Consider the following 12,991-nt stretch of genomic DNA (forward strand, 5'->3'; position numbering starts at 1 on the left):
GGCGGAGTGCTCGCGCGGCGCGTCGTCGTCGGGGATGCGCAGCGGGCGGCGCGCCGGAGCGCCCTGCCGGGCGGCCGGGCCGGGGTGGCCCTCGACCGCGTACTCCCCGGAGTCGTCCACGCCCTCGTCGGCCGTCGGGACCGACCACTGGCCGCTGTGTCCCGCCTGGTCGGCAGGGACCTGGTCGGCGTGCGGCTGCTGCGGCTGCTGCTGCGGCGGGTACGGGGCGGCCTGCTGCTGCCGCGCGTTGCGGCCGAACGGCAGCCGCAGCTGCGCGGTCTCCTGCGGATCGCCGATGTCGCCGGGGTCACCCGGGGCGACCGGACCGGGACCGGCCGGGGCGCCGTGGCCCGGCTGGGCACCGTACGGCGGGGCCGCCGGGCCGGGGTGGTCGTCGACCCGGTACTCACCGGTCTCGTCCACGCCGTCGTCGCCCGCGACCGGGATCGTCCACTGGCTGGTCTGCACCGGGACGCCGTTGCCATGGGACTGCCCCTCGGGCAGCGGCCAGTCGTCGACCGGCTCCTCGGTGCGCACCGGCCAGTGACCGGTGTGCGGCACATGTCCGCCGTGGCCCGAGGGGTCCTCGGCGGGCGCCGGCCACTGGGGGGCGCCGTGCGGGTCCTGGTGGCCGCCGTAGGTGTAGCCGGAGCCGCCGGTGTCCGTGTGGGGCATGGTCCAGTGCCCGGTCCCGGAGTGACCGGACTGACCGGACGCCCCGGCGTGACCGGACTGACCGGACGCCCCGGCGTGACCGGCGTGGTCGTGCCCGGACGTACCGTACGGACCGCCGTGCTCCGCGGGCTGCCACTGGCCGCCCTGCGACGGCGCGCCGGGCATCGGCGGCGGGGTGTAGCCGGTGCCGGGCGCGGCGAGCGGGTCCCAGCCGGTGGCCGCCGGGTCGCCCGGCTCCGGGAACTGGAAGTCGGGCGGAAGCTGGACGAAAGCCGTCGACTCCGCGTCGTACTCCGGGCCGTGCGGCATCGGCTGCCACCCGCTCCCCGGGTCCGGCCGGTGCGGCTGCTGTTCGTCACTCACGCGAGTGCCCTCCCCAATGCTCGGCGGGCCAGGGCTGCCACCGTACGCCTCAGATGGATCGCCGCGGGCGGCAGGGGGACCGGCTCTGAGCCGTCCTCCGGCGGCGGCGGGTCGGGGATGCAGGCGGCGGCCACGTACTCCCCGAAAGCCGTGGTGACCTGCGGATCGAGATGGCCGCGGTCGCCGTCCCAGTCGATGAGCGAGGCGACCCAGCGCTCGGCCTCCAGCGGGCGCAGCGGCATCGGCGCGACCGCCCCCACCGCGCAGCGCACCCCGCGGCGCGCCGGGTCGAGGACGATGGCGACGGACGCGGCGGCCCGGCCCGGTCCGGTGCGCCCGGTGGCCTTGAGGAAGGCCTGCGGGGCGTGCAGCAGCGGAACCCGGACGAATCCGACGAGTTCACCGGGCCTCAGCATCTCGACTCCGGCGAGCAGATGGCTGACCGGGATCTCGCGGCGCGCGCCCTCGGGCCCGGCGATGACGAGGGTGGCCTCCAGGGCGGCGAGCACGGGCAGCGCGTCGCCGGTGGGGGCGTTGCTGACGATGTTGCCGCCGAGCGTTCCGGCGTTGCGGATCTGCGGGGGTCCCGCGGCGCGCGCGGCCGCGGCCAGGGCCGGGATGAGCGCCGCGAAGTCGGGGCGGCCCATCCGGGCGTGGGTGAGTCCGGCGCCGAGCAGGGCGTGTCCGTCCAGGTAGCGCCAGCCGCGGATTTCGCTGATCCGGCCGAGCCCGACGAGCGCGGCGGGCCGCAGCAGGCCGGAGTTGACCGCGGCCATCAGATCGGTACCGCCGGCGACGGGCACGGCGGCGGGCATGGCGGCCAGCGCCGCCACGGCCTCATCGAGCGAGCCCGGCAACGTCACCGTGTGCGCCGCCTGCGGTGCGTGCGTGGTCAACCCAGCTGCCCCTTCCCCGGTGTCCCGGCTGTTGCGCCGTACGGTACGTGCTCACAGCCCGGACGTGGCAACTCTGGCACATCTCGCACGCCTGCCGTCGCGAGGGTCCAGGAAGCGCGGTTCCGTCCCTGACCTGGGGGATGGTACGGGTTTCGGGTGACGTCTCCGTCGGGTGTGGATTGCCACGTTTCAGGGACCCTTGTACGAACTTGCTCCAGCGCCGGACGTCCACCGTCCCAGGGGCGGGGCGCGGGGGCGAGCACCTTGCCGTGGGCTCACACGATCGGGGGCGATCCCTCGATCGGACGTCCGAGCAGACCGGGGCGGCGCTGCCAGGGGCGCGGACCGGAGGGCGGGCGGTAGCTCACGCCCAGCGCATCCAGACGGGCGTAGTGTGCTTCCATGCGCCCCTCGAACTCCGCGAAGTCCCGCTCGGGCGGCGGCGGAAGGGCGGACCATACGGCTTCGGCGAAGGCGGCGAGACGGGGGAAGGTCTGGTAGTCGACCCGCCGCCGGTCCTCCATGACCTCGGTCCAGACGTTGGCCTGCGCGCCCAGCACACGGTCGGCCTCGGCCGCGGTGAGCTGCGGCGGAACCGGCTCGAAGCGATAGACGTCCTCCAGGGTGCGGACGTAGCCGATGGGGACCGGCTCGTCCGCGCCCGGGGCCTGCCGGTGGTCGAAGTAGACCTGCTGTTCGGGGCACATGACGACGTCGTGACCGGCCCGGGCGGCGGTGATGCCGCCCGCGTAGCCGCGCCAGGAGGAGACGGCGGCGCCGTCGGGCAGCGGGGCGTCCGGTGCGCCGCCCTCCAGGATCTCGTCCCAGCCGATCAGCCGCCGGCCGCGGGCGGAGAGCCAGTGGCCGAAGTGGCGGAGGAACCAGCTCTGGAGCTCGTCCTCGCCCGCCAACCCCAGCTCGCGGATGCGTTCCTGGGCGGCCGGGGACGCCTTCCACTGGTCCTTGGGGCATTCGTCGCCGCCGAGGTGGACGAAGGTGCCGGGGAAGAGGTCCAGCACTTCTTCCAGCACGTTCTCGAAGAAGCGGAGCGTGGTGTCGGTGGGGGAGAGTACGTTCGGGTTGATGCCCCAGGTGGTCCAGACTCCGAGGGAGGCGGTGTCGATGACGTCCGTGTTGCCCAACTCCGGGTAGGCGGCGATGGCGGCCTGGCTGTGCCCGGGGATGTCGATCTCGGGGACGACGGTGATGTGCCGTTCGGCCGCGTAGGCGACGATCTCGCGGATGTCGTCCTGGGTGTAGTAGCCGCCGTGCGGGCGTTCGTCCCACAGCGGGGAGGCGCGGTGGCCGAGCTTGGTGCGCGTCCGCCAGGCGCCGGTGGCGGTCAGTTCCGGGTAGCGGCGGATCTCCAGTCGCCAGCCCTGGTCGTCGGTCAGATGGAGATGGAGCACATTGAGCTTGTGGGCGGCGAGCAGGTCGATGTAGGCGAACACGCCGTCCTTGGGCAGGAAGTGGCGGGCCACGTCCAGCATCAGCCCGCGCCAGGCGAAGCGGGGCGCGTCCTCGACGTCGAGCGCGGGCAGGGACCAGGCGCGCCGCTCCGGGTCGATCGGCGCGCGCCGGAAGGCGTCCGGGCCGAGCAGCTGGCGCAGCGTCTGGGCGCCCCAGAACAGGCCCGCCTCGCCGCCGCCCTGGATGACCACCGCCAGGCGGTCGATGACGATGCGGTACCCCTCGGGGCCGAGCCGCTCCCCGACGCCCGGGTCGAGTTCCAGGACGATGCGGTTCGAGGCGTCGGTGAGCGGTGCCAGCGGCAGACCGGTCGCCGCCCCCACGGTGGCGCGCAGCCAGCGGGCCACGCGCTCGGTGCCGGGCCGGGCGTCGATCTGGCTGTGCTCGTCCAGGACACAGCCCTCGCCGCCACCGGGGGTGGGGGCGGCCCGCAGCGGGGCGGGCAGGAGGCCGGTGGCGGGCTGCCGGTTCATGGGCCCGTTCATGGGCGTCAGTCCTTTACCGCTCCGCCGAGGCCGGAGACCAGGCGGCGCTGTACGAGTACGAAGAAGATCAGCACGGGGATGGTCATGATCGTGGACGCCGCCATGATGCCGCCCCAGTCGTTGCCCTCGTCCTTGAAGAAGACCAGGAGCGCCATCGGGAGGGTGGAGTTCTCGGTCGCGCTGATGATGAACGACTTGGCGAACAGGAAGTCGTTCCAGGCGGAGATGAAGGAGAAGACGCTGGTGGCCACGAGCCCGGGGAGGACCAGCGGGAACAGGATCTGCCACAGGAAGCGGGAGCGGCTGGCGCCGTCCAGATAGGCCGCCTCCTCCAGGGACTCGGGTACGGCCTTCACGAAGCCGCGCAGCATCCAGATGGCGAACGGCAGCGAGAAGGCGATGTGCGGCAGGATCAGCGAGCCCAGGGTGTTGAGCCCGACCCCGGGCACGGCGTCGCCCAGATCCCGCATCAGGAAGAACATCGGGATGGTCAGCGCCTCGATCGGCACCATCTGGGCGACCAGGAACATCACCAGCAGCGTGGTGCGGAACTTGAAGCGGAACCGGGTGACGGCGGTCGCGGCGAGGAAGGCGATCACGCCCGAGGCGATCACCACCGCCCCGGCGACCAGCAGGCTGTTGAGGAAGTAGCGGCCGAAGTCGTGCTGTTCGAAGACGCGGCGGAAGGAGTCCAGGGAGGGCGCGGAGGTCCACGGCCGGGGGTGGGTTGACCGGATCTCCCCGGCCGGTTTGAAGGCCGAGAGCACCATCCAGTAGAGCGGGAAGGCGACGACGGCGGCGACGGCCAGGGCGGTGACCTCGGCCGCGAGCCGCCAGGGGCGGCGGATGACGCGCGGCGCGCGGCGCGGCGCGACGGCGCTGGAGTGGGTCACAGTGCTGGAGTGGGTCACAGTGCCGGCGTGGGTCACAGTTCTTCTCCCTGCCGTCGCAGCAGCCGCAGATAGACCAGGGTGACGGCGAGCAGGATCAGCAGCATCACCACGCCGATCGCCGAGCCGAGCCCGTACTCCGAGGACGCGAACGCCTCCTGGTAGGCGTAGACGTTGAGCACCATGTTCTGGCCCGCGGTGCCGCCGCCGCCCGTCATGACGTAGATCTGGGTGAAGACCTTGAAGTCCCAGATGATGGACTGGATCGTCACCACGACGAGGATCGGCCGCAGCATCGGGGCCATGATCCGGCGCCAGATCCGCCAGGCGGAGGCGCCGTCGAGGGCGGCGGCCTCCAGCACCTCCGCCGGGATGGCCTTGATGCCCGCGTACACGGTGACCATGACGAACGGGAACGAACACCACACGATCTCGAACAGCACCAGGGCGAAGGCGCTGTAGCGCCCGTACGTCCAGGAGTAGTCCTGGAAGCCGGAGAGCCCGACCCACGCCAGGACCCGGTCGACGGGCCCGTAGTCGGGGTCGAACAGGAACAGCCAGACCGTGGAGCCCGTCACCGCCGGGGTGGCCCAGGCGCCCAGCGCGGCCAGCATCAGCGCCAGCCGCGGGACCGCCCGGACCCGGGTGAGCAGCACCGCGAGCGCGCAGCCCACCGCGAGGGTGGAGACGACGCACACCGCGGCGAAGACGACGGTGGTGAGGGTGACGCTCCAGAACTCGGCGTCGCGGAACAGCTCCGCGTAGTTGGCGAATCCCTGGAAGCTGGTCGGCTTGCCCCCGCTCACCTGGGCCTGGGTGTACTCCAGGAACGAGATGAGCCCGAGCTGATAGATGGGATAGATCAGCAGCCCGCCGAGGACGACGAGGGCCGGGGCGAGGTAGAGCCAGGGCGTACCGCTCCCCCGCCCGGCCCGCCGCCGGGCCCCGCGCGCGGTGGACCGGGGCGGGCGCTTCCGGGCCGGTTCCGGCCCGGCCTGCTGGGTGATGGTCCCCGAGGTCACGTGCCGAATGCCTCGTCCATCTTCTTCGCCGCCTCGGCGGCCGCGTCGTCGACGCTCTTACGGCCGCTGATGATCTGCTGGAACATCGTCGGCAGCACCATCTGGGAGTCGATGGCCGACCAGCCGGGCGAGGCGGGCACGAACGTGGAGCTGGTGTCCAGCGTCTTCACGAAGGGCTTGACGAACGGGTCCTTCCGCGCGATGTCCCCGCGCACATCGGTGAAGGTGGGCAGGAAGCCCATGGCGTCGTAGAGCTTGGCCTGGGTCTTCTTCCCGGCCAGCTGCTCCAGCAGGTCGACGGAGAGCGAGCGGTGGGTGCTGCTCTTGAGCACGCCCAGGTTGTTCCCGCCTGCGAACGCCGGGGCGATGCTGCCCTCCTTGACGCCGGGCAGCGGCACGACCGCGTACTTGCCCTTGACCGACCCCGCCTCGATCGCCGCGTGGTTGAAGTCGCCGCCGATCGTCATGCCCGACTTGCCCGCGGCGAAGGCGGCGACGCTGTCGTTGCCGCCCCACTGGGCGCACTTGGCCGGCGGGCAGTTGTCGTCGGTGATGAGCGAGGTGTAGCTCTTGATGCCCTTCTTGGCGTCGGCGCCGTCGATGGCCGACTCGTACTCGTTGGAGCCGAACGGGCCCTTCTCGGTGGCCAGCTCGCCGCCGTTGGCCCAGATGAAGGGCATCGCGCCGTAGGTGTAGGCGCCGCCGACCGAGATGCCGTAGAGGTCGGGCTTCCGCTCGTGGATCTCCTTCGCGGTTGCGATGAGTTCCTTCTGGGTGGTGGGCGGCTCGAGGCCGAGGTCCTTGAAGACGTCGGTGCGGTAGTACAGCGCCCGTACGCCGACGAACAGCGGCACCCCGTACACCTTGCCGCCCACGGTCACCGAGTTCTTGGCGGTGGAGTCGGTGTTCGCCGACTCGTCCCAGGCGCCGAACTCCTTGCTGATGTCGGCGAGTCCGCCGTCCTCCACGTATCCGGCCGTGTCGGTGTTCCCGTACTCGATGATGTCGGGGGCGCTCTTGGGGTCGTTGAAGGCCGCCTTGATCTTCTGCGCGCGGGTGTCGATCGGGATGTAGGTGACATCGACCTTCGCGCCGTCGTGCTTCTTCTCGAAGGCGGACACGACGTCATCGACGACCCGTTGCTTCGGCTTGTTGTCGACCTCCTGGAAGAGCCAGACGCGCAATCTGCCGCTCTTGTCGTCCTCCGTGGCGCTGTTGTCGGAGGTGGAGGGGGCGCAGGCGGTGGCGGTGAACCCGGCGAGCACGAGCGCCGCGGCGGGGACGGCGAGGCGACGGGAGAGAGGGAGGGGTCTGGAGAGCTTCATGGAAACGCACCCTTAGGGAGGGCGTTGCATACCATGCAACGCGTGTTTCGCACAGCACAATATGCGGCAGGCTAGGGAACGTTTCGGGCCCGGACAAGAGGTCTCGACCAATCTTTGACCGAGGAAACCCGGGCCGGGACAAGCGCCAGGGATCCGGGCAGACACCGGGGCCCGGGGTGAGCACCGGGGCCCGGGGAAGCCGTCGTTACGAGTGCGTCAGCTTCTCGCCCGGGTAGGCGGGCTCGGCATACGGCACGGCCTCCACCCGCGCTCCCGCCGCCGCCAGCCGCTCCACCACCTGACCCCAGTCCGGCCAGGTCTTCTCGATCCGCCCCAGAATGCGGGCACTCGGCGCGAGGACGATCTCGCAGCCGGGGTCGTCCGCCCACTCCAGCAGCCGCGGCAGCCCCGGTTGGGCGGCCGACATCACACAGCTGCCCGCGGGCCGGTAGCCGCGCTCCTCGGCCAGCCGCCCGCACTGTTCCAGCTGGGCGTCCCAGTCCTTCTCGAACTGGCAGTAGAGTCCGGCGCCTTCCGCGTCCGGCTCGTCGACCTCGCGCGCGCCGAACACCAGATACGCCGCCCGCGGCGCCCCGTCGTTCCCCGCCGCGTCCCGTGCCCCGTTCTCCGTACGCCCGCTCATGGGGCCGACCCTACTGGGATCACCCGCCGCGCGACACGGGGCCGGACGGGGCCGGACAGCACGGCACGTCCGACCCGCGGCCCCAATCTCGGGCCACGGGTCGGACGTGCCGTCTACGCGAAGCTCCGGCGCGGCCGGGTGGGAAGGCTACTTCTTGCCGTCGCCGCCCTTGCCGTCCTTGCCCTTGTCACCGCCGGCGCCCATGCCCTCGAAGATCTCCTTGCACATGGGGCACACCGGGTACTTCTTCGGGTCGCGGCCCGGAACCCAGACCTTGCCGCACAGTGCGACGACGGGAGATCCGGAGAGCGCGCTCTCCATGATCTTTTCCTTCTGTACATAGTGGGCATAGCGCTCGTGGTCGCCGTCACCGTGCGACACCTGAGGTGTCGGCTCAACGAGGGTCCCCGTGCCTGCCCCGCGCTCGGGCTCAAGAGTGCTCATACAGCCCTAGGGTACTCATGCCCGCGACGTGCAGCGGGTGCGCGCCCCGCGGGCCGACCGGCCCCGGACCGCCGCCAGATGCCTGGCCAGACCGACGGCAGCGATCCCGGCCGCCGCCCAGGGCAGCACGCCCCCGGACAGCCCCGCCGAGAGCGCGGCGCCGCCCAGCGCCGAGCCGACCGCGCTGCCCAGGTACAGCGCCGAGTTGTTGAGGGCCAGGGCGACGGTGCCGCGCTCCTCCTTCAGCGCCAGCAGCCGGTGCTGCTGCGGCACCTGGAGCGCCCAGCCCGCGGCGCCCCAGAGCACCAGCGCCGCCCAGGCGAGCAGCGGTACGGGGGCGAGGACGGGCAGCACCGCCTCGGCACCCGTGATCACGGCCATGATCACGCCGACCAGCGCCGCCACCCGGCCCGCCCCGGCCACGCGATCGACCAGCCTCCCGATGAGGAGACTGCCCGCGACCCCGCCCAGGCCCCAGGCCCACAGATACGGCGCCACCTCGCGCTCTCCGCCCGCCGACGCCAGCACCGGGGCCAGATAGGTGTACAGGCCCAGGCTCGCGACCGCCGCGAGGAACGACACCTGGACGACGGGGGCCACGGCCCGGTCGGTGACGGCCGCCAGCCGCGCCCGTACCGACACCGCCGGCGCCGCCGGGACGGTCGGCAGCAGCGCCGCGAGCCCGGTCAGCGACACCGCGCCCAGCCCGGTGACCAGCCACATCGTGGCCCGCCAGCCGGTGTGCTCGGCCAGCAGGACGCCCAGTGGCACCCCGAGCACGGTGCCGGAACTCATGCCGCCCATCACCACCGCCAGGGCCCGGCCGCGCCGTTCGCCGGAGACCAGCGCGGACGCGGCGGCGGTGGACATCGCCGAGTACACCCCGGCCCCGGCGCCCGCGACCACCCGCGCGCCCAGCAGCGCCCCCAGCGACGGCGCGAGGGCGGTCAGCGCGTTGCCCGCTGTGAAGACGGCGAGCGCCACCAGGAGCACCAGGCGCGGCCGGGCGCCGTGCAGCAGCCCCGCGACCAGGGGCGCGGAGATCGCGTAGGCGAGCGTGAAGACGGTCACCATCTGCCCGGCCAGGGACACCGTCGTCCCGATGTCGTCCGCGACGACGGGCAGCAGCCCGGCCATCACATAGGCGTCGAGGCCCAGGGTGAACGACCCCAGGGCCAGCAGCCAGACCTTACGCACAGCTCAACTCCCCTGCTCAACCACAATGACGCCGGAAACGTAGGCACTCTCCGGTTCACCGGGGAAATGCCGCCGGGGACCGATCTATGCTCGATCGGCATGAGTGAACGGCACAGCGAGCGGCACAGTGAACGGGACATCGACGCCATCCGGCTGCGTCAGCTGCGCGCCTTCCTCGCGGTCGCCGAGGAGCGCAACTTCACCCACGCCGCCGACCGGCTCGGCATCGGCCAGCCCGCGCTGACCCGCACCGTCCGGGCGCTGGAGGAGACCGTGGGGGCGCGGCTGCTGGAGCGCACCACCCGCCGCGTCGCCCTCACCGAGGACGGCCGGGCCCTGTACGCGGACCTCGGCCCGCTGCTCGCCCGGATGGACGACGCGCTGCGCGCGGTGGGCGGCCGGGCCCTGCTGCGGCTCGGCTTCACGTCGCTGCTGCCCGACCGCTGCGCCGCCCTCACCGGCGCCTTCGAGGCCGCCACCGGCGCCGGGGTACGGCTGGTGCGCCGCGACGCGCCGCTGGCCGGTCTTGAGGCCGGGGCGTGCGACGTCGCGGTCGTACGGGGCGAGGCGCCGCTCGGCGACGACGTACGCGCCCGGGTGCTGCTGCGCGAGGCGCGGGTGGCCGCGGTGGCGCGTACGGCGTCGGGCGCGGCGTTGGACGCGGTCGCTCGCAGGCGCGTCCTGGACTGGGCCGAACTGGCCCGGTACCCGCTGGTGGTGAACACCGTCAGCGGCACCACCCGCCCCGAGCTGTGGCCCGAGCACCACCGGCCGCAACTGGCGTGCACCGCGGACAACTTCGACGAGTGGCTGGAGGCCGTCGCGGCAGGCCACGGCATCGGCGTGGTGTCCGAGGCCGCGGCACAGCGCCACAGCCACCCCGGGATCCGGTTCCTGCGGCTCAAGAACGCACCGCCGGTCACCGTGCGGCTGGCCATCCCGGCCCGCAGCCCGCACCCCCTGGCGGAACGCTTCTTCGCGCTGGCCGCGGCTTGACGCCGAGCGGCTAGTTGAGCGAGGGGTCGTCCGGATACGTCGCGACCATCGCCAGCTCACTGCGCTGGCGGCGCAGCACCGACCGCCACAGCCGCTCCGGGGACGGCGACGACACGTCCCCCGGCTCCGACTCCACCACGTACCACGCGCCGTCCGACAGCTCGTCCTCCAGCTGCCCCGGGCCCCAGCCCGCGTACCCCGCGAAGATCCGCAACGACCCCACCGCGGCCGCCAGCAGCTCCGGCGGCGCCTCCAGGTCCACCAGGCCGATCGCCCCGTGCACCCTGCGCCAGCCGAGTGGCCCGACGTCCTCGCCGCGCGCCGGGGACCGGCCCGCCTCCCCCGGCACCACGGCCACGCCCAGCGCCGAGTCCAGCGACACCGGGCCGCCCTGGAAGACCACCCCCGGCTCACCGGCCAGCTCGGCCCAGGACTCCAGGATGTCCCCGACGCCCACCGGGGTCGGCCGGTTCAGGACCACGCCGAGTGAGCCCTCCTCGTCGTGGTCGAGGAGCAGCACCACCGCGCGGTCGAAGTTCGGGTCAGCAAGCGCCGGTGTCGCGACAAGCAGCCGTCCTGTGAGGGAGGACACCTCGGTCATGGCCACATGATCCCGCATATCCGGTCCGGACGGGGAGTGGAAGGCGAGACCCGTATGAGAGCAGGTCGGGGCGTACGACAGCAGGAGCGGCGCACGTGACGGTCGGTTCCCGAAGCGGAACGGAGTGTGGTGCGACACATTCCGATCCATTTCGAGGGTGCAACAGCCTTACGGAGGGGGACTCGGAGCCCATTAGTCTTGCCTTTTGGCCCATCGACCGTCCCAGGAACGCGAGACCAGATGACCCGCTCGAACGATGTCCTGCTCGTCCATGGCGGCACCCCGCTCGAGGGCGAGATCAATGTCCGCGGCGCGAAGAACCTCGTGCCGAAGGCCATGGTCGCCGCCCTGCTCGGCAGCGCGCCGAGCCGACTGCGCAACGTCCCCGACATCCGCGATGTGCGGGTCGTGCGCGGGCTGCTCCAGTTGCACGGTGTCACGGTGCGCCCCGGTGACGAGTCCGGTGAGCTGGTGATGGACCCCACGCACGTGGAGAGCGCCAACGTCGCCGACATCGACGCGCACGCCGGCTCCTCGCGCATCCCGATCCTCTTCTGCGGTCCGCTGCTGCACCGCCTCGGCCACGCCTTCATCCCGGGCCTCGGCGGCTGCGACATCGGCGGCCGGCCGATCGACTTCCACTTCGACGTGCTGCGCCAGTTCGGCGCGACGATCGAGAAGCGCGCCGACGGCCAGTACCTGGAGGCTCCGCACCGGCTGCGCGGTACGAAGATCCGGCTGCCGTACCCATCGGTGGGCTCCACCGAGCAGGTGCTGCTCACGGCCGTGCTCGCCGAGGGTGTGACGGAACTCTCCAACGCCGCGGTCGAACCGGAGATCGAAGACCTCATCTGCGTGCTCCAGAAGATGGGCGCCATCATCTCCATGGACACCGACCGCACGATCCGGATCACCGGGGTCGACAAACTCGGCGGCTACAACCACCGCGCCCTCCCGGACCGCCTGGAGGCCGCCTCCTGGGCGAGCGCCGCCCTGGCGACCGAGGGCAGCGTCTACGTGCGCGGCGCCCGCCAGCGCGAGATGATGACCTTCCTCAACACCTTCCGCAAGGTCGGTGGCGCCTTCGACATCGGCGACGAGGGCATACGGTTCTGGCACCCGGGCGGCAAGCTCAACGCGATCGCCCTGGAGACCGACGTCCACCCCGGCTTCCAGACCGACTGGCAGCAGCCGCTGGTCGTGGCCCTGACCCAGGCCTCGGGGCTGTCCATCGTCCACGAGACGGTGTACGAGTCGCGGCTGGGCTTCACCTCCGCGCTGAACCAGATGGGCGCGCACATCCAGCTCTACCGCGAGTGCCTCGGCGGCTCGGCGTGCCGCTTCGGCCAGCGGAACTTCCTGCACTCCGCGGTCGTCTCGGGCCCCACCCGGCTCCAGGGCTCCGACCTGGTCATCCCCGACCTGCGCGGCGGCTTCTCGTACCTGATCGCGGCCCTCGCCGCCCAGGGCACGTCCCGGGTCCACGGCATCGACCTGATCAACCGGGGCTACGAGAACTTCATGCACAAGCTGGTGGAGCTGGGCGCCAAGGTAGAACTCCCCAACGGCGGCGAAGCGGTCTGACGCCCCCTCCCCGCCCCGGGGGCGACCGCCCCCGGACGGCGCGGCCGGGGAGGAGCCCCTCAGGTCCCCGGGCGGCCACGGCGGGGCTTCTTCCCCACCCCGCCCCTCCCCGAACCGGGGGCACAGCCCCCGGGCCCGGCCTCCCGGCCGTGAACAGGCGGGATACGGGCGGGGAGCCCACACCCCCGGCCTGCCGCCGCGCGCGGCCAAACCCCGCGGTCGGCGGGCGAGGAAACGGGCTACGCGGCCGAGTCACGCGATGGCTCCGCAGTCCGCCACGACAAGGCTGCGAGCAGCGGAGACGGGCCCGCGGGCCCCGAGCCGCAACGCCGCGCGGCCGAACCCCCGTGGCCCCTCCGGCGGGCGCAGGCGCGGGGCGGGTGCGGCGGGGCTCTCCCCC

General features: G+C 72.6%; 11 protein-coding genes and 1 pseudogene. 2 read left to right on the forward strand and 10 right to left on the reverse strand.

Annotation, left to right across the window (positions count from 1 at the left end; translation table 11 throughout):
• From EEJ42_RS40745 to EEJ42_RS40785, 9 genes and pseudogenes are all read right to left on the reverse strand, one after another.
• A pseudogene (locus tag EEJ42_RS40745) lies at window positions 1-1,038 on the reverse strand (hypothetical protein); the annotation flags it as partial.
• Entirely contained in the window at window positions 1,035-1,934 is a 900-nt protein-coding gene (locus EEJ42_RS40750) for an FAD binding domain-containing protein (RefSeq protein ID WP_123107182.1), read from the reverse strand. The pseudogene EEJ42_RS40745 and the gene EEJ42_RS40750, both read right to left, overlap by 4 nt.
• A 275-nt stretch (window positions 1,935-2,209) precedes the next feature.
• Window positions 2,210-3,889: a beta-N-acetylhexosaminidase gene (locus EEJ42_RS40755; RefSeq protein ID WP_123107183.1), complete on the reverse strand. Its 1,680-nt coding sequence runs from the start codon at window positions 3,887-3,889 to the stop codon at window positions 2,210-2,212.
• 5 nt (window positions 3,890-3,894) lie between these two features.
• Entirely contained in the window at window positions 3,895-4,782 is an 888-nt protein-coding gene (locus EEJ42_RS40760) for a carbohydrate ABC transporter permease (protein WP_184503508.1), read from the reverse strand.
• A gap of 32 nt (window positions 4,783-4,814) precedes the next feature.
• On the reverse strand, window positions 4,815-5,801 hold the full coding sequence (locus tag EEJ42_RS40765) for a carbohydrate ABC transporter permease (RefSeq protein ID WP_425473040.1): 987 nt from the start codon (window positions 5,799-5,801) through the stop codon (window positions 4,815-4,817).
• Window positions 5,798-7,126 carry an extracellular solute-binding protein gene (locus EEJ42_RS40770; protein ID WP_123107184.1) on the reverse strand — a complete coding sequence of 443 codons (1,329 nt, stop codon included), beginning with the start codon at window positions 7,124-7,126 and terminating at the stop codon, window positions 5,798-5,800. Before EEJ42_RS40770 ends, EEJ42_RS40765 begins: the two co-directional genes overlap by 4 nt.
• A 205-nt stretch (window positions 7,127-7,331) precedes the next feature.
• Entirely contained in the window at window positions 7,332-7,769 is a 438-nt protein-coding gene (locus EEJ42_RS40775) for a recombinase family protein (protein WP_123107185.1), read from the reverse strand.
• Between the two features lie 147 nt (window positions 7,770-7,916).
• A complete protein-coding gene (locus EEJ42_RS40780) occupies window positions 7,917-8,213 on the reverse strand; it encodes a DUF3039 domain-containing protein (protein ID WP_079038663.1) in 297 nt (98 codons plus the stop codon).
• A 15-nt stretch (window positions 8,214-8,228) separates the two neighbouring features.
• Window positions 8,229-9,410: an MFS transporter gene (locus tag EEJ42_RS40785; protein ID WP_184503507.1), complete on the reverse strand. Its 1,182-nt coding sequence runs from the start codon at window positions 9,408-9,410 to the stop codon at window positions 8,229-8,231.
• 99 nt (window positions 9,411-9,509) lie between these two features.
• Between EEJ42_RS40785 and EEJ42_RS40790 the strand changes: the two genes are divergently transcribed.
• Window positions 9,510-10,406 (forward strand): LysR family transcriptional regulator, encoded by an 897-nt coding sequence (locus EEJ42_RS40790; RefSeq protein WP_123107186.1) that lies wholly within the window; start codon window positions 9,510-9,512, stop codon window positions 10,404-10,406.
• A 10-nt stretch (window positions 10,407-10,416) separates the two neighbouring features.
• On the opposite strand, the gene EEJ42_RS40795 is transcribed toward EEJ42_RS40790, so the two are convergent.
• Window positions 10,417-11,007 (reverse strand): YqgE/AlgH family protein, encoded by a 591-nt coding sequence (locus tag EEJ42_RS40795; RefSeq protein ID WP_123107187.1) that lies wholly within the window; start codon window positions 11,005-11,007, stop codon window positions 10,417-10,419.
• Between the two features lie 240 nt (window positions 11,008-11,247).
• Between EEJ42_RS40795 and murA the strand changes: the two genes are divergently transcribed.
• On the forward strand, window positions 11,248-12,591 hold the full coding sequence (murA, locus tag EEJ42_RS40800; protein WP_123107188.1) for a UDP-N-acetylglucosamine 1-carboxyvinyltransferase: 1,344 nt from the start codon (window positions 11,248-11,250) through the stop codon (window positions 12,589-12,591).
• The last annotated feature ends 400 nt before the right edge of the window (window positions 12,592-12,991 follow it).

It is taken from the genome of Streptomyces botrytidirepellens (assembly GCF_003721215.1).
In the GTDB taxonomy this organism is placed as follows: Bacteria; Actinomycetota; Actinomycetes; order Streptomycetales; family Streptomycetaceae; genus Streptomyces; species Streptomyces himastatinicus.

Coding starts and splice junctions, on each gene's coding strand:
- EEJ42_RS40780 (WP_079038663.1), bottom strand. CDS start 8,213: ATGAGCACTCTTGAGCCCGAGCGCGGGGCAGGCACGGGGACCCTCGTT.
- EEJ42_RS40795 (WP_123107187.1), bottom strand. CDS start 11,007: ATGACCGAGGTGTCCTCCCTCACAGGACGGCTGCTTGTCGCGACACCG.
- EEJ42_RS40755 (WP_123107183.1), bottom strand. CDS start 3,889: ATGAACGGGCCCATGAACCGGCAGCCCGCCACCGGCCTCCTGCCCGCC.
- EEJ42_RS40775 (WP_123107185.1), bottom strand. CDS start 7,769: ATGAGCGGGCGTACGGAGAACGGGGCACGGGACGCGGCGGGGAACGAC.
- EEJ42_RS40770 (WP_123107184.1), bottom strand. CDS start 7,126: ATGAAGCTCTCCAGACCCCTCCCTCTCTCCCGTCGCCTCGCCGTCCCC.
- EEJ42_RS40790 (WP_123107186.1), top strand. CDS start 9,510: ATGAGTGAACGGCACAGCGAGCGGCACAGTGAACGGGACATCGACGCC.
- murA (WP_123107188.1), top strand. CDS start 11,248: ATGACCCGCTCGAACGATGTCCTGCTCGTCCATGGCGGCACCCCGCTC.